This is a genomic window from Sphaerochaeta associata, from assembly GCF_022869165.1.
GTDB classification, from domain to species: Bacteria; Spirochaetota; Spirochaetia; order Sphaerochaetales; family Sphaerochaetaceae; genus Sphaerochaeta; species Sphaerochaeta associata.
Genome location: NZ_CP094929.1, coordinates 1,297,286 through 1,323,918, shown reverse-complemented (window position 1 = coordinate 1,323,918; position 26,633 = coordinate 1,297,286). Strand labels below are relative to the sequence as shown.

Annotated in this window: 27 protein-coding genes and 1 tRNA gene; 18 read left to right on the top strand and 10 right to left on the bottom strand. The window is 51.5% G+C overall.

The window, feature by feature from the left end; all coding sequences use genetic code 11:
* Positions 1-14: 14 nt before the first annotated feature.
* Positions 15-566, top strand: coding sequence for a GNAT family N-acetyltransferase (locus tag MUG09_RS06075; protein ID WP_244774517.1), 552 nt, complete (start codon positions 15-17; stop codon positions 564-566).
* Here MUG09_RS06075 and MUG09_RS06070 read toward each other — a convergent pair.
* Positions 544-915 carry an arsenate reductase family protein gene (locus MUG09_RS06070; protein ID WP_244774516.1) on the bottom strand — a complete coding sequence of 124 codons (372 nt, stop codon included), beginning with the start codon at positions 913-915 and terminating at the stop codon, positions 544-546. The two genes, MUG09_RS06075 and MUG09_RS06070, sit on opposite strands and share 23 nt — an antisense overlap.
* Before the next feature lie 268 nt (positions 916-1,183).
* Here MUG09_RS06070 and tig point away from each other — a divergent pair, with 268 nt between their 5' ends.
* The 8 genes from tig to MUG09_RS06030 all read left to right on the top strand — a co-directional run bounded on the left by tig (position 1,184) and on the right by MUG09_RS06030 (position 9,069).
* Complete coding sequence (tig, locus tag MUG09_RS06065; RefSeq protein WP_244774515.1) at positions 1,184-2,533, top strand: trigger factor; 1,350 nt, start codon at positions 1,184-1,186, stop codon at positions 2,531-2,533.
* Positions 2,534-2,644: 111 nt separating this feature from the next.
* On the top strand, positions 2,645-3,232 hold the full coding sequence (locus tag MUG09_RS06060; protein WP_425314089.1) for an ATP-dependent Clp protease proteolytic subunit: 588 nt from the start codon (positions 2,645-2,647) through the stop codon (positions 3,230-3,232).
* Complete coding sequence (gene clpX / locus MUG09_RS06055; RefSeq protein WP_244774513.1) at positions 3,232-4,461, top strand: ATP-dependent Clp protease ATP-binding subunit ClpX; 1,230 nt, start codon at positions 3,232-3,234, stop codon at positions 4,459-4,461. Before MUG09_RS06060 ends, clpX begins: the two co-directional genes overlap by 1 nt.
* Before the next feature lies 1 nt (position 4,462).
* Positions 4,463-5,449, top strand: coding sequence for a DHH family phosphoesterase (locus MUG09_RS06050; RefSeq protein WP_244774512.1), 987 nt, complete (start codon positions 4,463-4,465; stop codon positions 5,447-5,449).
* 51 nt (positions 5,450-5,500) lie between these two features.
* The gene (locus MUG09_RS06045; protein WP_244774511.1) at positions 5,501-6,499 is read left to right on the top strand and encodes a hypothetical protein; all 999 of its coding nucleotides are present in this window, start codon (positions 5,501-5,503) and stop codon (positions 6,497-6,499) included.
* 4 nt (positions 6,500-6,503) lie between these two features.
* The gene (locus tag MUG09_RS06040) at positions 6,504-7,109 is read left to right on the top strand and encodes a non-canonical purine NTP pyrophosphatase (protein ID WP_244774509.1); all 606 of its coding nucleotides are present in this window, start codon (positions 6,504-6,506) and stop codon (positions 7,107-7,109) included.
* A complete protein-coding gene (gene pepF, locus MUG09_RS06035; RefSeq protein ID WP_244774507.1) occupies positions 7,106-8,884 on the top strand; it encodes an oligoendopeptidase F in 1,779 nt (592 codons plus the stop codon). The genes MUG09_RS06040 and pepF overlap by 4 nt, the downstream gene beginning before the upstream one ends.
* 100 nt (positions 8,885-8,984) lie before the next feature.
* A tRNA-Leu gene (locus MUG09_RS06030) sits at positions 8,985-9,069 on the top strand.
* Between the two features lie 219 nt (positions 9,070-9,288).
* On the opposite strand, the gene MUG09_RS06025 is transcribed toward MUG09_RS06030, so the two are convergent.
* Together MUG09_RS06025 and MUG09_RS06020 are read right to left on the bottom strand one after the other, a co-directional pair.
* Positions 9,289-9,894 carry a LysE family translocator gene (locus MUG09_RS06025; RefSeq protein WP_244774505.1) on the bottom strand — a complete coding sequence of 202 codons (606 nt, stop codon included), beginning with the start codon at positions 9,892-9,894 and terminating at the stop codon, positions 9,289-9,291.
* 98 nt (positions 9,895-9,992) lie between these two features.
* Positions 9,993-11,300: a hypothetical protein gene (locus tag MUG09_RS06020; RefSeq protein WP_244774504.1), complete on the bottom strand. Its 1,308-nt coding sequence runs from the start codon at positions 11,298-11,300 to the stop codon at positions 9,993-9,995.
* Positions 11,301-11,770: 470 nt separating this feature from the next.
* Here MUG09_RS06020 and MUG09_RS06015 point away from each other — a divergent pair, with 470 nt between their 5' ends.
* The 3 genes from MUG09_RS06015 to MUG09_RS06005 are packed head-to-tail and all read left to right on the top strand — an operon-like array spanning position 11,771 to position 15,159.
* The gene (locus MUG09_RS06015) at positions 11,771-13,885 is read left to right on the top strand and encodes an NAD(P)/FAD-dependent oxidoreductase (RefSeq protein WP_244774503.1); all 2,115 of its coding nucleotides are present in this window, start codon (positions 11,771-11,773) and stop codon (positions 13,883-13,885) included.
* A gap of 6 nt (positions 13,886-13,891) precedes the next feature.
* Positions 13,892-14,878 (top strand): polyprenyl synthetase family protein, encoded by a 987-nt coding sequence (locus MUG09_RS06010; RefSeq protein WP_244774502.1) that lies wholly within the window; start codon positions 13,892-13,894, stop codon positions 14,876-14,878.
* 8 nt (positions 14,879-14,886) lie between these two features.
* Positions 14,887-15,159, top strand: a complete 273-nt coding sequence (locus MUG09_RS06005; protein WP_244774501.1) for a hypothetical protein — start codon at positions 14,887-14,889, stop codon at positions 15,157-15,159.
* A gap of 28 nt (positions 15,160-15,187) precedes the next feature.
* Here the strand turns inward: MUG09_RS06005 and MUG09_RS06000 are convergent, their stop codons facing one another.
* Positions 15,188-16,411 (bottom strand): DUF438 domain-containing protein, encoded by a 1,224-nt coding sequence (locus MUG09_RS06000; protein WP_244774500.1) that lies wholly within the window; start codon positions 16,409-16,411, stop codon positions 15,188-15,190.
* Positions 16,412-16,513: 102 nt separating this feature from the next.
* On the bottom strand, positions 16,514-16,957 hold the full coding sequence (locus tag MUG09_RS05995; protein WP_244774499.1) for a CBS domain-containing protein: 444 nt from the start codon (positions 16,955-16,957) through the stop codon (positions 16,514-16,516).
* A 226-nt stretch (positions 16,958-17,183) separates the two neighbouring features.
* Between MUG09_RS05995 and MUG09_RS05990 the strand changes: the two genes are divergently transcribed.
* Together MUG09_RS05990 and MUG09_RS05985 are read left to right on the top strand one after the other, a co-directional pair.
* The gene (locus tag MUG09_RS05990; RefSeq protein WP_244774498.1) at positions 17,184-17,669 is read left to right on the top strand and encodes a permease; all 486 of its coding nucleotides are present in this window, start codon (positions 17,184-17,186) and stop codon (positions 17,667-17,669) included.
* A complete protein-coding gene (locus tag MUG09_RS05985; RefSeq protein WP_244774495.1) occupies positions 17,666-18,202 on the top strand; it encodes a permease in 537 nt (178 codons plus the stop codon). The genes MUG09_RS05990 and MUG09_RS05985 overlap by 4 nt, the downstream gene beginning before the upstream one ends.
* Here MUG09_RS05985 and MUG09_RS05980 read toward each other — a convergent pair.
* On the bottom strand, positions 18,199-18,918 hold the full coding sequence (locus MUG09_RS05980) for a Crp/Fnr family transcriptional regulator (protein ID WP_244774493.1): 720 nt from the start codon (positions 18,916-18,918) through the stop codon (positions 18,199-18,201). The two genes, MUG09_RS05985 and MUG09_RS05980, sit on opposite strands and share 4 nt — an antisense overlap.
* 114 nt (positions 18,919-19,032) lie before the next feature.
* On the opposite strand from MUG09_RS05980, the gene pflB reads away from it, so the two are divergent.
* Complete coding sequence (pflB, locus tag MUG09_RS05975) at positions 19,033-21,243, top strand: formate C-acetyltransferase (RefSeq protein WP_244774490.1); 2,211 nt, start codon at positions 19,033-19,035, stop codon at positions 21,241-21,243.
* 11 nt (positions 21,244-21,254) lie between these two features.
* Positions 21,255-22,019 carry a pyruvate formate-lyase-activating protein gene (pflA, locus tag MUG09_RS05970; protein WP_244774488.1) on the top strand — a complete coding sequence of 255 codons (765 nt, stop codon included), beginning with the start codon at positions 21,255-21,257 and terminating at the stop codon, positions 22,017-22,019.
* A 66-nt stretch (positions 22,020-22,085) separates the two neighbouring features.
* Here pflA and MUG09_RS05965 read toward each other — a convergent pair whose 3' ends face one another.
* From MUG09_RS05965 to mgrA, 4 genes are read right to left on the bottom strand one after another with little or no spacing between them, the layout of a single operon-like run.
* A complete protein-coding gene (locus tag MUG09_RS05965) occupies positions 22,086-22,640 on the bottom strand; it encodes a lipocalin family protein (protein WP_244774486.1) in 555 nt (184 codons plus the stop codon).
* A 1-nt stretch (position 22,641) separates the two neighbouring features.
* A complete protein-coding gene (locus MUG09_RS05960; RefSeq protein ID WP_244774484.1) occupies positions 22,642-23,115 on the bottom strand; it encodes a MarR family winged helix-turn-helix transcriptional regulator in 474 nt (157 codons plus the stop codon).
* On the bottom strand, positions 23,115-23,591 hold the full coding sequence (locus MUG09_RS05955) for a glutathione peroxidase (protein ID WP_244774483.1): 477 nt from the start codon (positions 23,589-23,591) through the stop codon (positions 23,115-23,117). Before MUG09_RS05955 ends, MUG09_RS05960 begins: the two co-directional genes overlap by 1 nt.
* A 57-nt stretch (positions 23,592-23,648) precedes the next feature.
* Positions 23,649-24,674 (bottom strand): L-glyceraldehyde 3-phosphate reductase, encoded by a 1,026-nt coding sequence (gene mgrA, locus MUG09_RS05950; RefSeq protein WP_244774482.1) that lies wholly within the window; start codon positions 24,672-24,674, stop codon positions 23,649-23,651.
* A 116-nt stretch (positions 24,675-24,790) separates the two neighbouring features.
* Between mgrA and MUG09_RS05945 the strand changes: the two genes are divergently transcribed.
* Both MUG09_RS05945 and MUG09_RS05940 read left to right on the top strand, forming a co-directional pair.
* The gene (locus MUG09_RS05945; protein ID WP_244774481.1) at positions 24,791-25,546 is read left to right on the top strand and encodes a tryptophan-rich sensory protein; all 756 of its coding nucleotides are present in this window, start codon (positions 24,791-24,793) and stop codon (positions 25,544-25,546) included.
* Positions 25,543-26,601 carry a 4Fe-4S binding protein gene (locus MUG09_RS05940; RefSeq protein ID WP_244774480.1) on the top strand — a complete coding sequence of 353 codons (1,059 nt, stop codon included), beginning with the start codon at positions 25,543-25,545 and terminating at the stop codon, positions 26,599-26,601. The genes MUG09_RS05945 and MUG09_RS05940 overlap by 4 nt, the downstream gene beginning before the upstream one ends.
* Positions 26,602-26,633: the final 32 nt, after the last annotated feature.

Here is a 26,633-nt window from a genome sequence, read left to right as displayed (position 1 = left end):
GCTATGCTTGCTGTATGAAACGTGAAGCTTCCGAACACCGATTGAAACATGGAATGGTGGTAACCGTGCGCAACCTGGAACGCAAGGATGCATCCCTTGCCGTTGCCTATATGCAGACCATGTACGCCTCCTCCCATTTCCTTGCACGTGATGTCGAGGAGTGGACCATCACCGTCGAGGAGGAAGCCGAATGGCTGACCAAGGCAAACAACGATGACAAGCGCATCATCCTCGGTGCCTTATGCAACGGGCAGTTGGCAGGCTTATGTGACTTCTCCCCTGTTTCCACGTTGAGGCGCATGACTCATCGGGCCCAATGCGGCCTTTCCGTTGCACCGGAATTCCAACATAAGGGCATCGGTGAACTGCTGATGCGCATCCTTTTGGAAACTGCAAGGAACGCTGGCTACGAGCAGATGGAGCTGGAAGTGGTCTCTTCCAATACCAGAGCAGTCAATCTGTACAAGAAGCTTATGTTTACCACATGCGGCACGATACAGCGGGGCATGAGATACAAGGACGGTACCTATGCAGACCTGGACATCATGATGTGCAGGTTGGATTAGCTCCAAAGAAGGCATCCCATTCAGCTTCACGGAATCCGACGAGCACCCCTTTCTCACTGACGAGCAAAGGCCTCTTAACCAGCATGCCGTCACTGCCGAGCAGGTCCAGGATCTGATCATCATTCAGCTCTGGAACCTTGTCCTTGAGCTCGAGACTGCGGTAAAGTTGTCCGCTGGTATTGAAGAATTTCCTGCTGTCCTTACCGCTTTGGGTGACTATCTTCTCAAGTTCTTCTTTGCTCGGTCGGTTTTCTTTGATGTTCCGATACGTATAGGAAATGCCCTTTCGCTCCAAATAGGCAGTTGCACGCTTGCAGGTGCTGCAGTTGGGATAACAAAAGATAGTCATATTCGGCCTCCTGCATGCCATGGTAGCAGATGAAACGCCACCCTGCAATTGGACAAAATTGTGCATTCCCCTAGACCAAAGAGGAAAAAGTTGCTATATACAATATGTTTCCGGTAAAAGGGTTTTCTCAATCTGCCCTCTATAGGGTGGTCGAGCTTTTCTGGTTGTAGTATACTGCCAAGGTAGCCTGATTGCATAAGGAAACAAAGAAAGGGCTTTGCCTGAGGATATACATGGTCCGAAATCGGACCGAAAGGATGAACATAGGATGATCGCTGATAAGAGTATCAAAGAATTGGAGAACTCCTCCGTCGCACTGACGGTCACCGTGACCGCTCCCACCATCGAGAATGATTACAAGGCTGCACTGCAGAAGTATGCCTCCACCATCCAACTCAAGGGTTTCCGCAAAGGCAAGGCCCCTGTTTCTGTGCTGGAAGGCAAATTCGGCAAGGCTATCCGCGAGGAAAGCACCTTCAACACCATCGAGGCCGCCCTTAAGGAGGCTCTGGAGGGAGTTGAGGACAAGTACAAGCCCCTCTCTTTCAGCACTCCCGAGTTGCAGGACGAAGAGTCCCTGCTCCCCTTCAAGGCCGATACCGATGTGACCTTTACCGTCAAATACGATGTATTGCCCACATTCGAGCTTCCCACCTACAAGGGTCTGAATGTGTCTTATCCGAAGGTACGGGTGACCGATGAGGCTGTAAATGCCGAAATCGACAAGCTTCGCGACCAGAACGCCATGGTCATCGACAAGCAGGATGCGGCAGCGATGGGTGACATCGTCACCGTTGACTACGTCGAACTTGACGAACAGAACAATGAGGTTGCAGGAACCGAGCGCAAGGAATTCGTATTCACCCTCGGCAGCACCTACAACTTCTATCAGATCGACAGCGACCTGGTCGGCATGAAGGCCGGTGAAGAGAAGACTTTCTCCAAGACCTATGCCGAGGACTCCACCGTGGAAGGCTATGCAGGTAAAACCATCACCCTCAAGGTAGCTGTCTCAGCTGTGAAATTCCGTGATGTGCCGGCTCTCGACGACGAATTCGCCCAGGATGTGAAGGAAGAGTACAAGACCGTTGCCGACCTGACCAAGGCTACCCGCGAAAAGCTTGAGAAGGCTCTTGAGGCAAAGCTTGAGCAGGAGAAACTCAATGCGCTGAGCGAAGAGCTGCTCAAGGGAACCACCATCGCAGTTCCTGCCAGCATGATTGATCTGGAGATCGAGCAGAGCTGGAACCGTTATGTAAAGCAGACCGGCCTCAGTGAAGAGCAGATTCTTCAGTTCCTCCAGTTCCAACAGAAAACCAAGGAAGACATCACCGCTCCTTGGAGGGAAGCTGCAGAGAAGAGCCTGCGCATTCAGCTGATCATGGACAAGATCAAGGATACCGAGAAGTTCGCCGTGGACGAGGAAGAACTGAACAAGACGCTCGAAGAGCAGCTGAAGGACGTTACCGACCCCGCGCAGCGTGACTACTACAAGGTCATGATCGAGGACGACATGCGATTCCAGAAGATTGCTCCGTTCCTCCAGGAAAACAACACCTTCGTTGAAGGTGAAGAGGTTGCCTACGAGACCTTCATGAGTCAGACCTACGGTGCGTAAGAACGCATCAGACAGTGTTTTACGTTGTGAAAAGGCGGGTCCACACAGGTTCCGCCTTTTCAATCCCAGGAGAGAAAGGGGGCTTTTGCCATGAATATCCATCCTTTTAGGATGCAATCCACCATACCGATGGTCGTCGAGCAGTCAGGAATCGGCGAACGTGCCTACGATATTTTCAGCCGTCTGCTCAAGGATCGCATTATTTTCCTTGATGGCGAGATCCACGATGCAAATGCGGACCTTGTGGTAGCACAGATGCTTTTCCTTGATTCCGAAGACTCCTCCAAAGATATCAGCCTGTACATAAACAGCCCCGGCGGATCAGTCACCGCCGGTCTTGCTATTTACGACACCATGCAGTACCTGCACAGCAATGTGCAGACCATCTGCATGGGACAAGCCGCCAGTATGGCGGCACTGCTGCTTGCCAGCGGTTCTGAGGGAAAGCGCTTCATGCTTCCCTCGGCACGAGTCATGATCCACCAGCCGTGGGGGGGTGTCGAGGGGCAATCCTCCGACATTTCAATCCATGCCAGGGAGATCAGCAGATTGAAGAAACTTACCATCGATATCATCGCCCGTCATACCCACAAGAGTTTTGAGCAGGTGTCCAAGGATGTCGAACGGGATTTCTTCCTTTCAAGCGATGATGCGGTTGCTTATGGTATTGTCGACAGCGTCATGAGAAGGAGTAACTAATGGCACGAAACGCAAAAGTCTGTTCTTTCTGCGGCAAAGGCCAGGAAGAAGTAAAAAGGCTCATCAACGGCCCGGGTGTTGCCATTTGCGATGAGTGCATCAAGGTATGCAACGATATGCTTGCAGGTGATCCTACGTTCCAGGAGGACGCGGTGGGACTTCCCGACCGTATCCCCACTCCGCAGGAATTGAAGGAGTACATGGATGAGTATGTCATCGGCCAGAACGACGCAAAGCGCGTGCTCGCAGTTGCCGTATACAACCACTACAAGCGGGTCAAGTTCCAAAAGCAAATCGCTGAACAGGGAGTGGAGCTGGATAAGTCCAACATCCTGATGGTAGGGCCCACCGGTACCGGCAAGACCCTGCTTGCCTCCACCCTTGCCAAGAAGCTGCAGGTCCCCTTCGCCATCGCTGATGCAACCACTCTTACCGAGGCTGGCTATGTCGGTGAAGACGTTGAGAACATCCTGCTCAAACTCATCCAGAACGCCAACGACAACATCAAGGCGGCTGAGTACGGAATCATCTTCATCGATGAGATCGACAAGATTGCCAAGAAGGGTGAGAACCCTTCGATCACACGCGATGTCAGTGGTGAGGGTGTTCAGCAGGCTCTTCTGAAAATCATCGAAGGAACCGATGCATCCGTACCTCCCCAAGGGGGACGAAAGCATCCGAACCAGGAGATGCTGAAGATCAATACGCGCAACATTCTCTTCATCTGCGGCGGTGCGTTCGTTGGTCTGGACAAGGTCATCGAGAAGCGTGTCTCCAGCCATGCCATGGGATTCGGCGCGACTATCGTCAATGCCCAGGAAAAGGACCTGCACGCCCTGTACAGCAAGATGATGCCGGACGACTTGATCAAGTTCGGCCTGATTCCCGAGTTCATCGGCAGGCTTCCCATCCACGTCGCTCTTGACAATCTCTCCAAGAAGGACCTGATGAGAATCATCGTCGAACCGAAAAATTCCATCATTCGCCAGTACGAGGCGGCTTTCCGTCTCGACGGTATCGAGTTCATCTTCAAGAGTGAAGCGATAGAAGCGGTTGCCGAGAAGGCGTTCGAACAAAAGACCGGCGCCAGAGGCTTGCGTTCCATCGTTGAGAACATCATGATGGGTATCATGTACGATATTCCTTCCATCCAACAGGTGAAACAAGTAATCGTAGGACGGGAGTGTGTGCTTGAAGGCAAACAACCCGAGGTCATTCGTGGAGCGTGATATGTTTAGTTACCCCCCATTCGACGAACAGATTCTTGATCTGTTGAGAAGTCGGGACGAGTTCATCGTTCTAGGACACGTAAGCCCTGATGGGGATTGCCTTTCCAGTCAGATGGCCGCAGGATCGCTCTTGCTCAAAATGGGCAAGACGGTCCACTTGGCCAACGCCGGCCCGTTCGACCGTTCTGAAATTTCCCATTTACGAGCAGATTTTCTTTCCCATATCGACAAGGAGCTCTACGACCGCGATCCCATTGTTGTCGTGGTCGATTGCTCCTCGCCCGAGAGACTTGGCCATTTGGCCCAGGAGATCGAAGGGCTGACCACCATAGTTCTGGACCACCACAGCAGTGGAGAACAATTCGGAACCCATCGCTACATCGTACCCCGTTCAGTTTCCACCACACTCATCATCATGCAGCTGTACAAGGCCCTTGAAGTGGAAATCTCCCAGGAGATCGCCGAGCATCTGTTCTTCGGTTTCGCCACCGACTCAGGGTTTTTCCGCTTCATCAACGCATATCGCGGCGAGACGTTGCGCCTCGCCGCTGAGCTTGTAGACCTCGGGGTATCCCCCAATACCATGGCTGACCGCATGACCGGCGGTAAAAGCCTTGGCTATGTAAAGTACCTGGGCAAGCTTATCGACCGGAGCGAAAGCCTCTATGACGGCAGGCTTATGTTCTCCTCCTCCTGCCTCAAGGACCGGGACACCTATATCACCTCCGACAAACCCAGCGATTCGCTCTATGCAATGTTGCTTTCGGTTAAGAATGTTGAGGTGGTACTTTTCTTCAAGGAACTCGAAGGCGGTGCAACCGAGGTGGGGTTCCGTTCTTCCCATCAAAGCAGTGTCGATGTCGGAGCCTTGGCTGAACGGTTCGGCGGCGGTGGACATAAAAAAGCCGCAGGAGCCACCATCAATGAAAAGATCGAGGTGGTGCGTCAGAAACTGATCGATGCTGTTGGGGAACTGCTGAACAGCTGACTTGGCATACACATTGCATACATAGGTGATACAACACCGAAGGAGTATGCGATGTATCTGTTACCTCTCTCCGAGAGCGCTTCACTTCAACTGACCAAGTCAGTAATAAGCTACCAAAAGCAACACGACGACCAAGTGCTCTATCAATCACTGCACGAACAAACCCAACAATTGATGTATGAGCTCCCATCCTTTCTGCACCTCATTGACGAGGAGGACTGTTGCGAGTTCCTGTTCTTCTGCTACGACGCCATTCCGTATTATCTGAACACCTATCGGGAAGGTCGACTATCCTATATAGGGTATCTGAGTCAGGTCGTACGTAAGCGTAGTCGGTACTTCATCGCCCAAAAGCAGATACAAAGAAAGAAAGAGCTTTTAGTCGCCGAAAGTGATTTCTATCATCAGCAGGCAAACCCGATGCCTGAGGAAACCTTGGAACATGCCATGTACTGCAGGTTTTCGTCAGTGGTGCAACAAGACATCAAGACTCTCCCTGCCCTTTTCAAGGAATTGCTTGAGCATAGGAGCCAGCCATCGATTGTAAACGATGGAAAGTTGTTGGAATTGCAAGGCTTACTTCGGCACCAGGTGAATCGAAAGCGATTTCTGATCATGCTCACCCTCTCTCCGCACATGGCCGGGCACTATCTCCTGGAGGACTTGGCAGCACTTTTGGAAGTGAATACAACCCTGCTGGCCGAGTATCTGAATACAGCCGATATCGTTCTTGCACAAAAGAGGGCATGCAAGGAAGAGTTCGAAACAATCAGTCATCGGCACTTCAGAAGGTTGCTGGAAATTGAAGCAGAACTCCTTCGCGAAGAGGATGAGACGAAGAGGCTGAAACTAGAGCAGCTTCGTATCTGGACCCAGCGTGTGTATAAAACCAAGATCAATCAGATTCGTGCAATGGAACTCAACCTAAGTCACAGTGAATTGGGTGCCCTGCTTGGCATACCCAAAGGCACCATCGACAGTTCTGTACATTATATGAAGCGCCTGCTCTCTCAGTATATGGACGAACAAGAGGACAATGAGTATCTTTAGACCCATGAATATTCTTTTGGCATCAAATAATACCCATAAGCGGGAGGAGTTCTCCCGCATGCTCGGCGCCCATACCATCATTTTACCTAAGGAGCTGGGTCTGAGTTTCGACTTCGAGGAAGACAAGCCGACCTTCACCGAGAATGCTTTGGGCAAGGCATTGGCACTCGCTGAATCTGCTCCGAAAAATATGGTTGTCCTTGCCGACGATTCCGGACTTTGCGTGGATGCATTGGGCGGCGGTCCGGGAGTCAGGACTGCCCGCTACGGAATGGAAACATTCGGCAGGCAGCTGGAAAGTGATGAACGCAATACGTTCCTGTTGGAAAATTTAGCACATCTGAAGTCCCCTTCTGAACGCAGTGCACAGTTTGTCTGTGCCTTGGCTCTGGTTGTGGATAAGCATCGCATCTTTACCATATGTGAATCGGTGCATGGACAGATCGCCGCCACCGGGTACGGGAAAGGCGGTTTCGGCTATGATCCTGTCTTCTACGTCACGGAGGCCGGAAAAACCATGGCCGAACTGACCGATGATGAGAAAGACCACTACAGCCACCGCGGTCGCGCAACACGGCACCTTATCACCCTGTTAGGAGAAATTTCATGAAGACACTCAACCGAGCACAGCAGAAAATTGAAGATACCTGGGACCTTGGCAGTCTCTTTGGGAACAACGAAAGCTGGGACGAAGGACTCAAGGAGCTTAAAACCCGCATCGAGGAGGCCCCTGAGCTGAAAGGAAGCCTTTCAGCGGGCAAGGATTCCTTTTTATCAACGATGCAGTGGTACGAACAGACTTCGATTCTTGCCGAGCGGCTGTACAACTACGCCTTTCTGCTCTACGCAGGAGATGCCTCTGACAACGACAACGTCAGGCGCTACTCGCTGGCATCCCAGCAGCTGAGCCTGCTATCGGCTGCCATGGCTTTCTTCGATCCCGAATTGCTCGGCATTGAGGACAAGGTAATCGAAACCTATCTCGAGGATGTGGATTTTGCTCCCTATGCCATTTTCATCAAGAAAGCACGCAGATTCAAGGAACATATACTCAGCGAGTCGGAAGAGCGCCTGATGGCACTGCAGGGAGAGGTTGGCTCGGTGATGCGAACCACCTTCGGCGATTTGACCAACGTAGATTTCGATTTCGGCGAGCTTGACGGGAAACCTCTCACCCAGAGCTCATTCAGCAGCTTCTTGATGCAGGATGACAGGGACTTGAGGAAGAGGGCGTACAAACAGTTCTATGCAGTATATGAGAAGAGCAAGCATGCCATCGCCAGACTCTACGAAGGCCAGGTGAAGCAGGATATATTCCGCAGCAAGGCTCGCGGTTATGAAAGCTGCCGGAGCATGGCTCTCTTCGGTGACAGGGTACCCTTGTCTGTATACGACAACCTGATCAAGGCGGTGCATGAGGCCTTCCCTGCCCTGCACCGTTACTATGCATTGAGATCTCGTTTGCTGGGACAGGAGAAGCTTGCCCACTACGATGTTTATGTCCCCTTGGTCAAAGGCATCGAGTCCCATACGAGCTATGAGCAGGCGGTCAACATCATCTGTGAGTCGCTCAAGCCCCTTGGCGAGGAATATGTCAAGACCATCAAGGCAGGGCTTACCACCGAGCGCTGGGTCGACCGGTATGAGAACAAAGGAAAGCGCAGTGGAGCCTTCAGCAGTGGAACCTATACGTCCAAGCCGTACATTCTGCTCAACTACAAGGAGGATGTACTTCGCGACCTGTTCACCGTAGCCCACGAAGGAGGACACTCCATGCACAGCTACTACAGTGCAAAGAACAATCCCTACTTCCACTACGACTACACCATCTTTGAAGCTGAAGTGGCCTCCACCTTCAACGAGCAGCTGGTGGCCAAGTATATGATCGAGACCTCATCGGACAACAAAACCAAGGCCTATATTTTGGGCAAGCAGATCGACGATATCGTTGCCACGCTCTTCAGGCAGACAATGTTCGCCGAGTATGAGAAGGTCACGCATGAGTTGGCTGAAGCAGGTACTCCCTTGACGCTTGAGGTGTTGCGACAAGAGTACCGCAAGCTGCTTGAAGCCTACTTCGGACCCGCCGTCGAGTTTGAGGATGAGAGCGATCTTGAAGGCCTGAGAATACCACACTTCTACAGCCCCTTCTATGTATATAAATACGCAACCGGCATCAGTGCCGCAATCGCATTGAGTCAAAAGGTCCTATGCGGTGGTGAAGCCCAGCGCAACGACTACCTCGCTTTCCTCTCTAGCGGCGGCAGCTCCTATCCCATCGATTCCCTCTGCAAGGCTGGTGTCGATATGGAGAGTGAAAAACCGGTGCAGGAGGCTTTGAAAACGTTTGAAAGCCTGCTCGATCAATTTGAAGCGTTACTCTAGGAAATTCAAGCCTTCTTTTTCAAAAGAGGGCTTGACTCAAAACCCAACGGTGTTGTATTGTTGCCACGTTCGGTTTGAGAGAACTGAACAACCTCAGAATGCGGTAGTGGTGGAATTTGGTAGACACGCTAGCTTGAGGTGCTAGTGTCCGAGAGGTCATGCTGGTTCAAGTCCAGTCTACCGCACTCAAAATAAACCCTTGCTAATAAATAATTTAGCGAGGGTTTGTTTTTTATTTTCCCTCCCCTTAAAAACCTGGAAATGGAACGTGACACCAGTTGTGACACCATTATCATTGAGACCATGAATGCGTTATTCTGAATAATTCACTTCATATATGAAAACGGAGAACTGGTAGTATAAAATCGCATTATCATGCATTTGAAGAGATCGCCTATTTAACATCAGGCTGAAAACAAGCTCCACACCATCCTCACCGCTGTATACACCAGCAATAGTGCAAGTGCTGCATTGACAACCTTGCGAGTATGCTCGGTTCTGAGCAGGCGTGATATCCCCATCCCGAACAAGGCCCAGGTTGAGAGGGCTGAAAAACTCATCAGCGTAAAACAAAGGGCACTCGCCGCGAGATTGAACGGAGTGCGTGCCATATCCCTGAGGAAAGTCGAGTAGACGGTCAGCCCAAGGATGATGACCTTCGGATTAAGCAACTGCAAGAGCAGGCCGTTGCTGTAGCCGAGCGGCTTTACAATCGTTTGGGAGAACGAATATGAACTTGTAAAAACGTGGTAGGCCAAGTAGAGAATATAAAGGCTGCCGGCTATGGTAAGGTAGGTTACCACCGAAGGAATCAATTGAGTAAGCGCTGCAGCGAGCACTGCACTGAGCAGCATGATCGAGAAGAATCCTGTGGCAATTCCGAAGAAATACGGCAGGGACCTGCGATAGCCGTAATTCAGCCCCATTGCCTGACTGCTGATCGTATTGGGACCAGGGGTGAATGTGGTTATCAAGGCAAAGGTCAGGGTGGCAAGCATGTCGATTTGCATACCATTGGATTGTATCAGTAAAAACCAATTTTGCCCAACATAATTAATGAACCCCGGAGAGCAATCCCCGGGGTCCTGATACTGTCGATTTCGGACGATTAGTACTTCTTTACTCCATTGGCGAGAGCTTTCTCAACCAAGGCATAGAAGTCGTTTACATGCACGCTGGCACCGGCGATGTCATCGGTATGACCGGCATCGTCCTTGTAGGTGATCTTCTTGGGGTCCTGGGTGGAGAGGAGGTGGTTCTGAACCGCCACTGCCTGCTCATTCCATTCCTTCCCGATCTTGCTGGCCTTGATCATGCCGTAACCACCCTCAGCTGCAACGGTCTGCTTGTCACGATTGTCCTTATCCACTGCACTCCAGTAGACATTGACGAGGTTGCCGTTGTTTACGAAGAGAGAAACAAATCCCTTCCAGCCTGACGAACCGAACGCTTCCTCGGTTGCATAGTAGCCGCCGTTGGAGAAGGGACCAAGCCCGACAGGACCGTTGTCCAGTGCCTTCTTGGCCAGATCAAAGAGGGAGTTTACGTGTACGGAGACCCCTGCGATGTCGTCTGTATGACCGGCATCATCCTTGTAGGTGATGGCATTGAGGTCCTGGGTCTTGAGCAGGTACTCCTCGGTCTTCTGAGCCTGTACATACCACTCGTCCTGAGCCTTGCCGAACTTCACCATGTTGTACTTTCCAGCCTTGTCATAGGCCTTCTTGTCATCCCCATTGCGGTTCACGGCACTCCAGTTGACAGCTGCAATGCGGCCGTTGAGAACGGTCAGGGAGACATATTCCTTCCAACCGGAGGAGGGATAGGCCTCATCGATGGCAAAGTAAGCACCATCGGCATACGGACCGCGACCGACAGGACCGGCTGCAAGAGCCTTGGCAGCAAGTTCGAAGAATGCATCCACATGGACTGAGACACCGGCGATGTCATCTGTGTGACCTTCGCTGTCCTTATAGCTTATTGCTGCAGGATCCTGGGTCTTCAGGAGGTGGGCCTCGGCCTTCTCGGCCTGCTGATACCATTCAGCCTGGGCTTTGCCGAACTTCACCATGTTGTACTTCCCAGCCTTGTCATAGGTCTTCTTGTCGGCACCACCGGAAATGTTTACTGCATTCCAGTCAGCTTCGACAATCTTTCCACCACTGACAGTCAAGGTTACGGTTTCCTTCCAGCCGGAGGAAGCGAACGCATCGTCGGCGGCAAAATAGATGCCATCGGCATACTTTGCAGCAGCAGGAGCCGGGGCCGGGGCCGGGGCGGGAGCAGGTGCAGCTACAGCAGGTGCAGCAGCAGGTGCCGGGGTTGCGGTTTTCGCTTCAGACTTCGAGCAGCCGGTGAAGACGAACAGAGAGATCAAAACAACAGCTGCAAGTACAGCCAACACGTTCTTTCTCATGGTCATTAACTCCTAGGTAATTTCATCATTCGTTGATATAATCATATACAGAACTATTACAGTTTTGCAATATCGTCCTAAAATTATCAATAGTCATTCGCAATTACGAGATTATCTTGATATGTAATTATATTATAAAGAGTTCCATAGGCAAGTAATCCGATTGCTTTACTTAGATATAAAAATATCGATACATTTTTTTTCACTATTTTACCAATAATTCGTTTCCCACAGAGATTTATTTATTTTTTCATCTCCTACAGTATGGTGTTAATGTAAAAAATGTGAAAAACTATATTCGATAAAAAATGACACAATTGCATAAATTCCTACTTCTGTGCTAGAGTGTTTTTCTACCAACGCAGTAAGGTAGCGTGACTGTACATCCGCAAAAATCCTTGTTGCAACGCTATACAAAGATTCGTATATTGCAAGCCCTTGTCAGCAAGGGCCGCCGTAAGGAAGGAACCATGGACAAGAAACAGATTGTGGTATTGGGCGGGGGATACGCCGGAGTACACGCTGCAAAAACCTTGCACAAAGCATTCAAGAAGCATCAAGACAAGGTTGAAATAACCTTGATTGACAAGAACCGTCACCACATTCTCATGACTGAGCTGCATGAAGTCGCCGGTAACCGTGTTGAAGAGGATTCCGTAAAAATATCCTTCGACCGCATTTTCTCCGGCAAAATGGTCAATGTCGTACAGGACACCATTATCGACATCGATTTCAAGAACCAGACACTCAAAGGCGATCGTGCAAGCTACGGATATGACCAACTGATCATCGGGACAGGTGCCACCACCGCCGACTTCAACATACCCGGTGTCAAGGAGCACGCATTCTACTTGTGGAGTCTTGAGGATGCACTTCGCATCCGCTGCCATATCGAACAGGTTGTCAAGGATGCAAGCCGTGAAGCCGATAGTGAAAAGCGCAGACAGATGCTTACCTTCGTGGTTGCCGGCGGTGGATTCACCGGCATCGAGCTGGTGGGTGAACTCACTGAATGGCTACCGATCCTGTGCAAGGAAAACGGCATTGACTTCAAGAAGGAAGGCAGGCTTATCAGCGCAGAAGCACTGGGAAGCATTTTGAACATGCTTCCGGAGAAACCCAGGGCAAAGGCTGTAAAATACCTGGAGAAACAAGGCGTTGAGATTAAGCTCAACTCCCTGATCACCCAAGTCGATGCCGAAGGCTTCACCACCAAAAGCGGCGAAGTGATCAAAACAAAGACGCTGGTCTGGACCTGCGGCGTTCGCGGAACGGAATTCTGCGAGAAGCTTCCGCTTACCGATGGTAAGATCGGCAGAAAACTCGTCAATGAATATATGCAAAGCCCCGATTACCAGAACGTCTACCTCGTCGGTGACGGCATGTGGTTTTTGGAGAATAACCGTGCAGTTCCCCAGATAGTTGAAGCCGCCGAACAGACTGCAAAGACTGCGGCCGATGGTGTAATCTATGCAGTCAAGAGTGAACTCGGCCTCAAAGCCGAGCACCCCAAGCCGTTCAAGTCGAACTTCCACGGATTCATGGTTTCCATCGGTGGAAAGTATGCAGTGAGTCATACCGCCGGCATGTCCCTCTCAGGCTTCTTCGCCATGGCCCTCAAGCATATGGTGAACATCTATTACCAGAGCGGTGTATGTGGCGTAAACGGTGCTTGGGCGTACATCAAGCATGAGATACTGGAAATAAAGCACAACCGCTCCCTCATCGGTGGTTTGGCTGCCTACAAGGTTCCCTCCTATTGGACAACCTTCCTCAGAATGTATCTGGGTGTAATGTGGTTTATTGAGGGAGTTGGGAAAATACAGAAAGGCTGGCTTACCGATACAACCGGCTCAAAGGTATATTGGGGAGCTCCTGCCGGCAGTGTTTCCGATGCATGGGCCTCTGCCAGCCAAGCGGTTACTGAAACAGTCGCCTCGGCAAGTCAGGCGGTAGCCGACACCGTAGCTTCGGTCAGTCAGACTGCGTATCAGACTGTAGCATCGGCAAGTCAACCGGCAGTGCAAGCCGTGGCTTCCGCCAGCCAGCCGGCAGTGGAAGCTGCATCATCGGCAACCCAATGGGTTGTCGAGACCGCAGCCTCTGCAAGCCAGACGGTTGTTGATACCGTCGCAGCCGTCAGCCAATCGATTGCTGAGAGCGGTGCAGTCGAGCAGTTTGCTCCTCCCCTGCTCTCCCAGCCTTTGGCAATCTTCACCTGGATCAACAATACATTTGTAGCCCAGGCTCCCTATCTGTTCCAGCTGATGATCGTACTGGCTGAAGTTGGTATCGGACTTGCCCTCTTTGCCGGTCTGTTTACCTTCCCTGCCGCCATCGTATCCTTGGGCTTGTCGGTCATGTTCCTGATCGGGGCATTGGCAGGCAAAGAGATTCTTTGGTATATGGCGGTATCGATTGTCATGCTCGGAGGAGCAGGCAAGGCCTTCGGTCTGGACTACTGGGTGATGCCTTATCTGAAGAAGTTGTGGAATAAAACTCCGCTTGCCAAGAAAACCTACTTCTATCTTGATGAACCCGAGTTCACCAAACGCCAGATGGAACGGAAATTGGGGAAAAAGTAGGAAGGCATGACCGATTTCTGGAACGATGAGCAGGAACTCAAAGAGCAGCTTCTACACGTGAGCAGTACCATCGAAAATACGGTGGCCACTGCTCATGGCTTTATCCGTCCGATTTTACTCGACCATGTCCAGTCGGTGGGAAAAATGCTGCGACCAGCACTGGTCTTGATTACAAGCGCTCTAGGCGAGCACTCGATCACCGAGGATGCCGTCAGGGTTGGGTCGGTTATTGAACTGATTCATTTGGCCTCTCTTGTGCATGACGATATTATTGACTCCGCCTCCAAGCGCAGAGGCAAATCCACGGTCTACGCCAAGGTAGGAGCCAAGCAGGCAGTCCTCGCCGGTGATTTTCTCTTGGCGAAAGCCTTGCTGCTGACAAGCGGCAAAGAACGGGGAATGGACAGCAGGGTGGTCTCTGCCGCTCTCTCCCGCTTGTGTGAAAGCGAGCTTGACCAGGATGCAGGGCAAGGTGATTTCCTCATCTCTCGACACACCTACCTCCGAAGGATTGCAGGAAAAACGGCAAGTCTGTTCGCATTGAGTTGTTATTCGGGTGTTGCATTGCAGGAAGCACCTCCGGTCAAGCAGATGCTGTGTCATAGAATCGGGTACTGCATGGGTATGGCCTTCCAAATCCAAGACGACGTTCTCGATTATGCAGGAAGTTCATCCAAGCTTGGTAAGCAGACAGGCAATGACTTGAAGTGCGGGATCCCCACCCTGCCGCTCATCTATGCCTTGGACCAGGAACAACGGAATGGAGGAGCGGAATTGCGGGATCTACTGCTTAGTTCTACAGTTCCATTAAAAGAAAAAACCGTAAAACAGGCGCTGGTCTTGGTTGAATCTTTGGGTGGTGTACAAAAAGCAGAAATTCTTGCAGAATCATACAAGATGCGTGCGCTCTCGGACATCAAGCGGCTTGCGCATCCTCAGGTTGAGAGACAGCTTGGCAATCTCTTTACCAAATTATCGAAGCGCTCTGTATAAGGATTTGCATGAACACGATACACGATGATCACGACCCGGACCTCACCGGAGAGCAGCGTGCTTTCCATGAGGCGTATGATACTACGCTGCATTATTTGAGAACCAGACAGAAAATCAGCCCCCTGAATATGTTAGACCTTGAAGGTGAGTATTATCACCTGACCGTCTACGAAGGTCAGGATTGGGGAGGCAGGGGCGTATTGAAAAATGCAGAGATACAAGGGCAAATCTACGCCTATCTGGCGTTCATGAATCAACTTAAGAAGGAGCAAGGGCTATAGGAGCACTCTCCTACAGCCCTCTGACTGCTCAGCTGAGCAGGGTCTTCTGTCCCTCCAGACTCCTCAGGGAGGAAATCTCTTCCGTCACTTCCACGACTCCCAAATACTCCTGCTTCTCATTGCGGACTGCAAAGTAACGAATCAGGATGAACATGGTGCCTTTCTGGATCCAGAAGGATTCACTGTCCTTCAGACCGGCCTTGAAATCCTCGACCAGCTTCTCGACGACAGCCAGGCTCTTGGGAGGATGGCAGTGAGCTACTTCGCGTCCAACGATGCTGCGGGTACGTGGGAAAACCCTGTCCTTTCCTTCGCTGAAATAGCGGACCTTGTCATCGGCACCAACAAAGGTGACATCGCCTGGAAGCGTGTTGAGCATCCAAGTCAACTCTTCGAGGTTAAGATGGCCGCTGGGCAGCACGATCTCTCCACTTGTCTCCTGTTTTGGAGCAAAGTCCTCTTTGCCGCTCATACTTGCATTCCAGCGGTACCAGGTCAAGGCATCAGAAGGACTTGCACCCTCGATTCCTCCGTTGAAACAGTATCCGATATCAGCGCTGTCGCGGGCGACCGTAAGCCAGGAATCACCATCCATTACACCTGAGAGCATCGGCATGAGGATGTTGTTCTCCTTGTTGATCATGCCCAGTACCTGTTCGATCAACTTGTCCAGTGAGGCTTCTTGTACAGTCCCCTCAGTCTCAAGACTGCGAATGCAGGATTTCCAAAGATCGCGAATCTCATCGTCCACCCCCCACATAACCTTCGGAGGAGCAGTGATCCCGGCTTTCTCCATATAGGGGAAGAAGAGATTCTCTTTTCGGGCATAGTGCTTGTCGAGCTTGCTCAGGCTCTTCAGCTCTGCAAGCAGATTCGCTTTGGCGGCTTCACTCTTGTCCTGTTTGTAGGCTTTTACAGCGTTGCTGAACTCGGTATTGATGAAACTCGTCAGCCCCTCGTTTTCCTTGATGAAAACAAATGCCGGATGACCGGGAGTCTTGTCGGCTTGCTTGCCCTGATGAATCTCTTCAATGCTGCCGCCAAAGACCGAGGCGTGTACATCACAGAGCTTCTGGACCTGCTCTACAACAATGGCACCGCTTTCCATGAGCTTGCGTTCGGCTGCAGCCAACTCCTCTGCACTCACCGTGCCGAATTCAGCCTCGAAATCCTTCTTCACTTCATCACTGGAAGCGCCACTGTGCAGTCTTTCTATGATTTCCTTCAGCCTCTGAATTTTCTTATCGTCCATGATTTCTCCTTCTCATTTAATATCCTACTATTATAGTATGATAAAAAGCGCCTCGCAAGGGAAGCGCTTTCTCCTAAAAAAGAGCAGAATGTTTGGTTCAGGTCAGTAGGCATTCGTGATGTAGTGCTCAAGCTCGCCGATCTGGAAATCGCGTTCTTCCAAGGCCGCCTTGACCACATCCCCGATGGATATCATGCCGATGACCTTTTCTCCATCAACAACCGGAAGGTGACGGAAGCGACCTGCGGTCATGAGCTGCAGGCAGTCCTCACTGCTTTGATGAGGCTTGACATAGGTTACTCCGGTCGTCATCACTTCGCGCACCTTGATGGAACCAGTATTGAGATGCTCAAGTCTCTTGGAGAAATGCCGGATGATGTCTCTTTCAGAGAGGATTCCCTTGATGTCACCCTGCTCGTTGAGTACCAACAATGCACCGATTTTGTGCTCGGTCAGTTTCAAGAGTGCATGAGAAAGGGCATCATCGGGTCCGATGCTGATTACCGTACTCCCTTTTTTATCCAGAATCGATTGTACATTTGCCATACATTACCTCCACTATGTCAATCTACGCGTCTTATCTATTTCAAGCGTACCCCACCGTTTTCAATTACGCAAGATAATTGTGCTCAGTGCGACTAAAATTCCTACTAATTTAGTAGTATAGCTATTTTTCTATCTATAGAAAAATATATGATGTAACATTATACAGGTATATTGTTGCCATAGGCAAATATTTTTGTTATATAGGTAGGAGAAAGGAATACCATCGATGAACATCATTTTATATAGTGCAACCGCTGCACTGCTGCTTCTCTCTTTTGTAAAAGACCGAGAGAAAACCCGCAAGGCTTTACTGAAAGCATGGAAGGCGTTTGAAAACATTCTTCCCCAGTTTCTGGTCGTCATCCTGCTCGTCAGTCTGTTGCTCAGCCTGCTCGACCACCGGATGATTCTCAGAATAATCGGTTCTGAATCCGGTTGGCTGGGAGTGCTGCTTGCAGCCATCGTAGGGGCGGTCACTCTGATTCCCGGATTTGTCGCCTTCCCCACTGCGGCTCTTTTAGTCAACGGAGGAGCCGGGTACATGCAAATCGGGGCGTTCATCTCAACGTTGATGATGGTCGGCATCGTCACCCTTCCGGTGGAAATGCAGTACTTCGGCAAAAAGCTTGCACTCTATCGCAACGCTCTTGCGTTTGTCTTTTCGTTCCTTGTGGCCTTCGTCATCGGGCAGGTCATGGAGGCAGTAGTATGAAGCATTTTGTGAAGCGCTATCGCTCATTCTTGATTGTATCGGTGGTCCTGTTGCTTGCCGGTCTTTTCAATAAGGAGCTTGGACAGCAGGTACTGAGCACAACGGCATACCAACTCAAGGAGATGCTGTTGGTGATTCCTCCCATTTTCGTGCTCCTCGGGCTTCTGGACATCTGGGTTCCCAAGCAGACCATGGTCAAATACATGGGGGAAGGCAGCGGCTTGAAAGGAATACTGCTCGCCCTTTTCATCGGTTCAGCTGCAGCAGGTCCCCTCTACGGAGCCTTCCCGGTGGCTGCCGTGTTCATGAGAAAAGGGGTGAAGTTCTCCAACATCCTGATCTTCCTCGGAGCCTGGTCCACCACCAAGATTCCGATGATCCTGTTTGAATTCTCTGCACTCGGTCTTCCCTTCGCCCTAACCCGGCTGCTCGTCGATATTCCGGGTATCATCATCATCGCCTACCTGCTTCAGGCATTGATGGGGAAAAAGGAGATAGAGAGCATCTATACGAAAGCGATGCAAAACAGCTAATCGACCATAACCGAGAGGCCGACCAGACGCTCAAGGTCCAGGATGCGTACCACCTTCTGCCCGACGAGCTCGACCAAGCCCTCTTCCTCGAACTGAACCAGCTTGCGACTGAGCGTCTCGCGGGCCAGCCCAAGATAATTAGCCAACCCTTCCCTGCTCAGGGGAAGGGTTATTTCAAGATAAGGTCCGTTGTAACGGCCGTAGGGCTGCTTGAATTCAAGCAACAGGCTTGCAATTCTGAGGTCGGCATTCCTGCCTCCCATGCTCTGCATCGCCGTTTCAAGGCGGCTCATCCGGTTCGCCATCGCCTCGATGATTTGCAGTGCAACCGAGCTGTGTTTTTCAAGCAACGATGCGAACTGCGCCTTGCTGAGGATGCAGACGTGTGTCTCCTCCAACGCCTCGACCGTGTAGGGAACCCTCTCTTCGGTAAACAGAAATCGTGCTCCGTAGTAGTCGTTTGCAGGAAAGATGTATAATATCTGCTCCCTGCCGTCGGCATTGGTCCGGTATGCCTTGGCACTACCCTCGCGGATTACCGTGAAACCCTTTGCTAAATCCCCCTCCCTCACCAGTATCTCTCCTTTCTGAAAGCTCCGATGCTCCATCTGGGCGGTTAGGGCATGCACCGCCTCCGGTTCCAGGGAGGCGAAGAGGGGGACGCTGCGTATACAGCGGTCGTTTGTGCAATTCTGGCACTGACTGGCGGCTTCCATTCCAACTCCTAGTGAAATACTCAATTTGTGATTTCAATCACAGTACAAATACTGTGAACATGGTATACCAAAGTCAAGAAAAGTATACGAGAAACGTGTGAAAGAGGAAACACCATGAACGATAGAGAAGACCGGAAGTACGAAATCGACACGAGATCCTTCATTGTTGAGCATTATACACCGTACGATGGAGATGCATCCTTTTTGCAAGGGCCTACGGAACGCACCCGTAAGCTTTGGGACAAGCTCAAGGCATTGCTTGCAGTCGAACGCCAACGAGGCGGCATGTACGATATCGACGAAAAAACCATCTCCACCATCACCAGTCATAGAAGCGGCTATATCGACCAGGAGCTCGAACAGATTGTCGGCCTACAGACCGACGAGCCCCTGAAGCGAGCCATCATGCCATTCGGAGGCATCAGGTTGGTGCATACCGAACTGCAGGCCTATGACAGGACCTTGCCCGAGGACGTGGATAAGGTATTCTCCTACCGAAAGACTCACAACGACGGTGTTTTCGATGTCTATACCACCGAAATGAAGAAAGTCCGCCACAGTGGAATCATCACCGGACTTCCCGATGCATACGGGAGGGGACGGATCATCGGCGACTACCGCCGCGTCCCTCTCTATGGTGTCGATTTCCTGATCGAGCAGAAAAAGCAGGCCAAACAACAGTACACCTTCGACGCGATGACTGAAGCGGTTATTCGCGACCGAGAGGAGCTCAGCGAGCAAATCCGCTCCCTTGTCGAACTCAAGGAAATGGCGCTCTCCTACGGCTATGACATTTCCGGACCTGCCAAGAACACCAAGGAGGCCATTCAGTGGCTGTACTTTGCCTTTCTTGCAGCAACAAAGGAGCAGAATGGAGCTGCGATGAGCCTTGGGCGCGTCTCCACCTTCCTTGACATCTATGCCGAGCAGGACCTGAAGACAGGAACGTTCAACGAGGCGGAAATCCAGGAGTTGGTCGACCACTTCATCATGAAGCTCAGAATCATCCGATTTCTCCGAACTCCGGCCTACGACCAGCTGTTCAGCGGCGACCCCACCTGGGTAACCGAATCCATTGCAGGCATGTGCCATGATGGAAGACACATGGTCACCAAGATGAGCTATCGCTTCCTCCATAGCCTGACCAACCTCGGGCCTGCTCCCGAGCCGAATCTCACGATACTGTGGAGTCAGAAACTTCCCCAGGACTTCAAGGACTTCTGTGCAAAGCTCTCCATCGAAACCTCTTCGATCCAGTATGAGAATGACGATCTGATGAGAGCGGACTACGGGGATGACTATGGCATCGCCTGCTGCGTATCCGCGATGCGCATCGGAAAACAAATGCAGTTCTTCGGCGCCCGGGTGAATCTTGCCAAGACGTTGCTCTATGCAATCAACGGCGGCCGTGATGAGAAGAGCGGAGAGCAGATCGGTCCCACCTTGGCACCCATCACGGATGAGTACCTCGACTATGCAACGGTGATGGACCGCTTCGAGGCGATGAGCAGCTGGCTTGCAAAGCTCTACATCGACACGCTGAATGTCATCCATTACATGCACGACAAATACAGCTATGAACGATTGGAGATGGCTTTGCACGACGAACAGATAGTCAGAACCATGGCGGGCGGCATTGCGGGGCTGAGCGTTGTTGCCGACAGCCTGTCAGCCATCAAGCATGCCAAGGTCAAACCGATCAGGGATGAGAGCGGCCTCGCCGTCGACTTTGAGATCGAGGGAGATTATCCCTCGTATGGCAATGACGATGACCGCGTCGATTCCATCGCCCGGGAGTTGGTGAAATCATTCATGCAGAAAATGAAGAGGCATACCACCTATCGGCAGAGCATCCCCACCCTCTCGGTACTGACCATCACCAGCAATGTGGTGTATGGAAAGAAAACCGGGTCAACCCCCGACGGCAGGAAGGCGGGCGAACCGTTCGCTCCTGGAGCGAACCCGATGCACGGTCGTGACAAGAAGGGTTGTGTCGCCAGCATGAAGAGCGTGGCAAAGCTGCCGTACGCCTATGCACAGGACGGCATCAGCTACACCTTCTCCATCGTTCCTTCCACCCTTGGAAAGAACAAGGAGATGCAGACAGCCAACCTGACCACCCTCATGGACGGCTACTTCGCCCAGACAGGGCATCACATCAACGTGAACGTCATGGAGAAAAGCACCCTGCTGGATGCCATGGATCACCCTGAGAAGTATCCCCAGCTGACAATCAGGGTCAGCGGGTACGCGGTCAACTTCATCAAGCTCACCCGCGAGCAGCAGCTTGACGTCATTCACCGCACCTTCCACGAATCCCTGTAAGGAGGCAAACCATGTCGGTAATCGGATCTGTACACTCGGTGGAGAGTCTCGGGACCTTGGATGGTCCGGGGCTGCGCTATGTGGTCTTCCTGCAAGGGTGCTCGCTGAGATGCCGCTATTGTCATAATCCCGATACATGGAATTTGAAGGGAGGAAAGAGCACCGACAGCAGGGACTTGGTAAAGGAGATTCTGGGATACCGGAACTTCATCGCCAAGGGCGGGGTCACCATCAGCGGCGGAGAGCCGCTGAAGCAACCCGAGTTCGCACTTGACGTAATCGAGCGACTGAAGCAGGAAGGCTTGCACACAGCCCTCGACACTGCCGGCAGCGTCCCGCTGGAACTGGCCAAGCCGGTGCTCGATGCCGCCGACCTGATCCTTCTGGATATCAAGAGCCTGGACGACAGGATGTGCTTCAGTCTTACCGGCATGGGCAACGCAAACACCTTGTCCACCCTCGCCTACTGCCAGAGCATCGGCAAGAAGGTGTGGATACGACATGTATTGGTTCCTGGCTGGACGCTTGAGGAACAGATGCTGAAAGAGCTGGCTGACTTTTTGAAAGCCTTCAGCTGCATCGAACAGGTCGAACTGCTGCCCTACCACAGGATGGGTCAGTACAAGTGGGAGCAGCTGAAGCTGCACTACAGCTTCAAGGACGTCCCCGAGCCTACGAAACGTGAGTTGCTGATGGCCCGGTCGATCTTCGAGGAACAAGGTCATAGGGTCTTGATGACCAACCTTACCGATGAGAAGGAGAGCAAGGTCGGTTGACCCAAGAAGGGCTTGCCGTACGTGGCAAGCCCTTGCTTGAAAAACGAAAACGAAAAGGAAGTACGATCATCGCTCTTTCTGGGGTACTAAAAAGAGGTTCTCCAGGTCATAGCCCTGTTCCCGGGCCAGCTGCTTCATGGTGGAGAGCAGCTCATCACTGACGAAAGGCGTTCGGGACAGGAACCAAAGATAGTCTCTCGAATCATTGCCCACCAACGCCCACTGGTACTGCTGCTCATCCAAACCGAACACCAGGTAGTCGGAAGTGAACAGACCGAAAAATTTCACCTTAAGCCGCCCGGGCTGTGCTTCATCGGGCCTCCAAGCCACCGCCTTGACCGAGGTGAGTTTTCCGTCCAATGTTTTTTTCAATCCACTGTTCACCACTTGTATGCGTCCGTCGTCACGAAGGGAGTAATCGGCTTTCGCCCCAACCAGGTTCTTCTCGAAACCGTGTTGGTACCGAGCAATTTCGTACCAAGACCCAAGATACCGATCCAAGTCCAAAGCATCGACGGTTGTAAGGCGATCCGCTTCAGGGATTGTGGTTGCACACCCGACGAGGGATGCCAATGCAGCCGCTACAACACAGATCATCGCAACTTTTTGCACCTGTTTCATGTTACCTGCCTTCTTCCCGCTCCTTGCGGGTCTGCTTCAGTTGTTCGAGCGTCTGGTCGAGCATCTGTCTCAACTCTACATACTTTCTGCCCTGTTCATCACGATCGTTGCTGAGCAGACATGTTGCTATATGACTTGGGATGGAGACAGCCTTCTGTTCCAACTCCCATCCTTTCTTGGTAAGCAACACCTCCACCGTCCTCTCATCGCTGGGAAGGCGGTGACGCTCGATCAAATGTGCAGATTCGAGGCGCTTGAGCAGTGGCGACATGGTCCCGGTATCCAGGCTCAATGCTGTACAGAGTTCCCCCACCGTCGCTTTTTCATGCTCCCACAAATAGAGAAGCGTGATGTATTGGGCATAGGTCAAACCCAGGTGGTCGAGCAGCGGTCGGTAGGCAGCCATGAGCTCCCGTTCCAAGGCGTAGAAGCGAAAGCAGAGTTGATTGGACAGCAAGAGTTGATCATAGGCCATTAGAGTACCTCCTGGAGTTTTGGAATCAGAGCGAGTGGGGATTCTGTAGGAGCATAGCGGTGGACGGTAAGTCCATCCTTCTCGACCAGGAATTTTGTGAAATTCCATTTGATGGAACTCCCCAATTTGCCCGAGGCTTGCTCTTTCAGCCAGGCAAAGACGGGATGGGTATTCTTTCCATTGACATCAATTTTACTCATCAAGGGAAACGTAACTCCGTGGTTGACTCTGCAATATTCGGCGATATCGGCATCACTGCCGGGCTCCTGATGGGCGAATTGGTCACAAGGGAAACCTATGACCACAAGACCGGAGTCCTTGTATTGCTGATACAACTTCTCCAAATCATCATATTGCGGTGTAAAACCGCATTTGCTGGCTGTGTTGACAATCAATAGCGTCTTGTTCTGCAATTGTGCAAAATCAAACTCGCTCTGGTTGTTCGCAACCGCCTTGAAATCATATATGGTCAGCATACGCATTCCTTTCAATCAATTAAGTTGCGAACAATATAACAGAAGCAAATATTCTTGTCAATCCTTGCTCGATCGCGCCCAGAGGTTGATATTTCCATCCTTTGCAAAGGAATCGATTCCGGCAAGTTCATCCTCGCTGAACACCAGGTTTTGCAACGCTCCGACGTTCTCGATGATCTGCTCGGGCGAGCTTGCCCCGATGAGGACACTGGTGATCTCCTTGCGTCTCAAGCACCAAGCCAAAGCCATTTGAGGCAGGCTTTGGCCGCGCTGCCTGGCGATCTCATTGAGTGAACGGATGTTTGCGAGGTTTTCTTCACTGAGCATGGCCGGAGAGAGGGAGCTGCCTTGACGGGAAGCACGACTGCCTTGGGGAATTTCCTTCAGGTATCGGTCGGTCAACATACCTTGTGCCAAGGGGGAGAAGCAGATGGTTCCCATGCCCAACTCATCCAGTGTACCCAGCAGATCAGCCTCCACCCAACGATTGAGCATGGAGTAGGATGGTTGATGAATCAACAGGGGAATGCCCATCTGCTTGAGTATGGCATACGCTTCTTTCGTCTTTGCAGCCGAATAGGATGAGATTCCCACATACAGGCACTTGCCGCTTCGATAGGCAGAAGCAAGGGCTCCCATGGTTTCCTCAAGCGGTGTATCGGGGTCGAAGCGATGCGAATAGAAGATATCCACATATTCAAGCCCCATCCGTTTGAGACTTGCATCGAGACTGGACAGCAGGTATTTGCGACTCCCCCACTCTCCATACGGACCGGGCCACATCAAATATCCGGCTTTCGTGGAAATCACCAGCTCATCGCGGTAGGAGGCGAAATCCTGGGCCAAAAGCTTACCGAAATTCAGCTCAGCCGATCCTGCGGGAGGACCATAGTTGTTGGCCAAGTCAAAGTGGGTTATACCGAGGTCGAATGCCGTATGCAACATCTTCCTTGCATTCGCCAAAGATGTCTGGTCCCCGAAATTCTGCCACAACCCGAGGGAGACGGCCGGCAGCTTCAATCCGCTTTTGCCACACCGATTGTACAACATGGCATCGTAGCGCTGAGGGTTTGGTTTATACATACACAACTCCTTGTATGGGCAAGTATACAATAAACCAAGCAACAACTCTATTTCTTTTGACTTCTCCAAATTCGCTGATAGACTGACAGCATAAGGCATGTTCAATTGGAGGTTGTATGAAACGAGTTCCCGTTCTTGTCGCCCTCAGCTACCTGATCATGGTTACCGTAAACGCCCTTGCAAATATTCTTCCGATAGCCGGGATGAATACCGGTGCTGTCTCGGATTCCTACCCCAACCTGTTCGCACCGGCAGGCATCACCTTCTCCATCTGGGGTGTCATCTACCTGTTGCTCGCCTTGCATACGCTCTACCAGTTCACCAATAAACTGGAGGGAAAACTTGACACCATCGGTCTGCTTTTCTCCCTCTCCTCGGTAGCCAATGCACTGTGGATCTTCAGCTGGCACTATCGTAAGATCGGCCTTTCGGTAGTGTTGATGCTGTGCATTCTCGGGCTTCTGATCCGCATCAATCTTTTGATTCAGAACATGAAGGGGGACAGGATGTTTCACTGGTCGGTGCGCATCCCCTTTGCCGTCTATTTCGGATGGATCACCGTTGCCACCATCGCCAATGTAACAACACTGCTGGTTTCAGCCAAATTCACAGGATTCGGAATCTCCGAACCAGTATGGACGGCGGTAATCTTGGTGACAGGAGTACTCATCGGCCTGGCTTGGGCGTTCAAGGCCAAGGAAAAAGCGTATCTTATAACCCTTATCTGGGCGTACACAGGCATCCTGATCAAGCATACTTCGCAAGAAGGCTTCGCCTCACAGTACACGATGGTTATTGTCGTAGTATGTCTTGCTTTGGCCGCCTTTGTAGTTTCGCTCGGTCTCCTCTTCAGACAACCCAAGCGTGTATGAAACGGGATGTAACAATCCTTAGGGTGCTCCTCTTTCTCTACATCCTCTTCTGCCTCATTCTTGCCGGGCTCAACCAGGGACCGGACAAGGAGTTGGCGAAAGTCGTCGCCCCCTATTGGCATGCCTATGAGAACGAGGGGAAAACCCTCTTGATTCTCATCTGCGGCCTCCTTACCTATCGCATCACGGGTCGTAAGGGCCGGAACACCATGCGATCGAAGAACCTCAAGAGGTTCTTCCTTGCAGCCCTCATCCTGCATATCACCCTGCCGATCGCCACGGGCAATCCCGAGCTTTACTTCTTTGCCATGCCGCTTCCCTGGACGACACTGCCGCTGCAGGCCGGTTATGAAGGTTCGGCCTTCTACCAAAGCCATTTGCAGACACTCGGTCTTGGGGGCATACGGTTCGCACTTCGCTTTTTCTGGATCTACAGTGCTTTCATCGCAATCGGCACCGTGTTGCTGGGGCGAAGACTGCAATGTTCCTCCCTTTGTCTCTTCAACGGCTTCGCTGCTGAGATTTTTGATCCTGCCATTCCACTTTTTTCCAAGAAAAAGAGAAGAGAAAGCGAGAAATCGTTACAGCTACTGACCCATCTAAGAATCATCTACCTAGTCTTGGCCCTGGCTTTCACGTTCTTTTGGATCTTCATTCCCTATTTCGACGAACTGCAACACCATATGGGTGCTGTACGTATGCTTGAATTGTTCTGGTATCTTGGAGCCAACCTGATACTCGCAATGGCCTTTTGGGTTGCCGTCAACGGAAGGTTTTACTGCCATCTGTGCCCCTTGGGGACCACCCTCTCCGCCTTGGCGAAGCTGGGGGGAATGCGCATACAAACCGATGTCGGTTCATGCATTGGCTGTGGGGCCTGCGATCGAGCCTGTCCCCTCTCGATATCCATACAGGAAAAGGCATTATCGGGCTTGCCTGTTCTCTCTTCCCGGTGTGTAGGATGCGGCCATTGCATCGATGCCTGCCCAAAGCAGACACTCCGGTATGAAACAACATTTTTGTCCTATCTTAGAGCCTTGAAGAACGACAAATAGGGGAAGCCTCGTTGTTGACGCATACCTAAGCC

What these genes read in the sequence shown, in the direction of transcription:
- MUG09_RS06075 (WP_244774517.1), top strand. Translation starts at nt 15, where the DNA reads ATGAAACGTGAAGCTTCCGAACACCGATTGAAACATGGAATGGTGGTA.
- MUG09_RS06070 (WP_244774516.1), bottom strand. Translation starts at nt 915, where the DNA reads ATGACTATCTTTTGTTATCCCAACTGCAGCACCTGCAAGCGTGCAACT.
- tig (WP_244774515.1), top strand. Translation starts at nt 1,184, where the DNA reads ATGATCGCTGATAAGAGTATCAAAGAATTGGAGAACTCCTCCGTCGCA.
- MUG09_RS06060 (WP_425314089.1), top strand. Translation starts at nt 2,645, where the DNA reads ATGCAATCCACCATACCGATGGTCGTCGAGCAGTCAGGAATCGGCGAA.
- clpX (WP_244774513.1), top strand. Translation starts at nt 3,232, where the DNA reads ATGGCACGAAACGCAAAAGTCTGTTCTTTCTGCGGCAAAGGCCAGGAA.
- MUG09_RS06050 (WP_244774512.1), top strand. Translation starts at nt 4,463, where the DNA reads ATGTTTAGTTACCCCCCATTCGACGAACAGATTCTTGATCTGTTGAGA.
- MUG09_RS06045 (WP_244774511.1), top strand. Translation starts at nt 5,501, where the DNA reads ATGTATCTGTTACCTCTCTCCGAGAGCGCTTCACTTCAACTGACCAAG.
- MUG09_RS06040 (WP_244774509.1), top strand. Translation starts at nt 6,504, where the DNA reads ATGAATATTCTTTTGGCATCAAATAATACCCATAAGCGGGAGGAGTTC.
- pepF (WP_244774507.1), top strand. Translation starts at nt 7,106, where the DNA reads ATGAAGACACTCAACCGAGCACAGCAGAAAATTGAAGATACCTGGGAC.
- MUG09_RS06025 (WP_244774505.1), bottom strand. Translation starts at nt 9,894, where the DNA reads ATGCAAATCGACATGCTTGCCACCCTGACCTTTGCCTTGATAACCACA.
- MUG09_RS06020 (WP_244774504.1), bottom strand. Translation starts at nt 11,300, where the DNA reads ATGAGAAAGAACGTGTTGGCTGTACTTGCAGCTGTTGTTTTGATCTCT.
- MUG09_RS06015 (WP_244774503.1), top strand. Translation starts at nt 11,771, where the DNA reads ATGGACAAGAAACAGATTGTGGTATTGGGCGGGGGATACGCCGGAGTA.
- MUG09_RS06010 (WP_244774502.1), top strand. Translation starts at nt 13,892, where the DNA reads ATGACCGATTTCTGGAACGATGAGCAGGAACTCAAAGAGCAGCTTCTA.
- MUG09_RS06005 (WP_244774501.1), top strand. Translation starts at nt 14,887, where the DNA reads ATGAACACGATACACGATGATCACGACCCGGACCTCACCGGAGAGCAG.
- MUG09_RS06000 (WP_244774500.1), bottom strand. Translation starts at nt 16,411, where the DNA reads ATGGACGATAAGAAAATTCAGAGGCTGAAGGAAATCATAGAAAGACTG.
- MUG09_RS05995 (WP_244774499.1), bottom strand. Translation starts at nt 16,957, where the DNA reads ATGGCAAATGTACAATCGATTCTGGATAAAAAAGGGAGTACGGTAATC.
- MUG09_RS05990 (WP_244774498.1), top strand. Translation starts at nt 17,184, where the DNA reads ATGAACATCATTTTATATAGTGCAACCGCTGCACTGCTGCTTCTCTCT.
- MUG09_RS05985 (WP_244774495.1), top strand. Translation starts at nt 17,666, where the DNA reads ATGAAGCATTTTGTGAAGCGCTATCGCTCATTCTTGATTGTATCGGTG.
- MUG09_RS05980 (WP_244774493.1), bottom strand. Translation starts at nt 18,918, where the DNA reads ATGGAAGCCGCCAGTCAGTGCCAGAATTGCACAAACGACCGCTGTATA.
- pflB (WP_244774490.1), top strand. Translation starts at nt 19,033, where the DNA reads ATGAACGATAGAGAAGACCGGAAGTACGAAATCGACACGAGATCCTTC.
- pflA (WP_244774488.1), top strand. Translation starts at nt 21,255, where the DNA reads ATGTCGGTAATCGGATCTGTACACTCGGTGGAGAGTCTCGGGACCTTG.
- MUG09_RS05965 (WP_244774486.1), bottom strand. Translation starts at nt 22,640, where the DNA reads ATGAAACAGGTGCAAAAAGTTGCGATGATCTGTGTTGTAGCGGCTGCA.
- MUG09_RS05960 (WP_244774484.1), bottom strand. Translation starts at nt 23,115, where the DNA reads ATGGCCTATGATCAACTCTTGCTGTCCAATCAACTCTGCTTTCGCTTC.
- MUG09_RS05955 (WP_244774483.1), bottom strand. Translation starts at nt 23,591, where the DNA reads ATGCTGACCATATATGATTTCAAGGCGGTTGCGAACAACCAGAGCGAG.
- mgrA (WP_244774482.1), bottom strand. Translation starts at nt 24,674, where the DNA reads ATGTATAAACCAAACCCTCAGCGCTACGATGCCATGTTGTACAATCGG.
- MUG09_RS05945 (WP_244774481.1), top strand. Translation starts at nt 24,791, where the DNA reads ATGAAACGAGTTCCCGTTCTTGTCGCCCTCAGCTACCTGATCATGGTT.
- MUG09_RS05940 (WP_244774480.1), top strand. Translation starts at nt 25,543, where the DNA reads ATGAAACGGGATGTAACAATCCTTAGGGTGCTCCTCTTTCTCTACATC.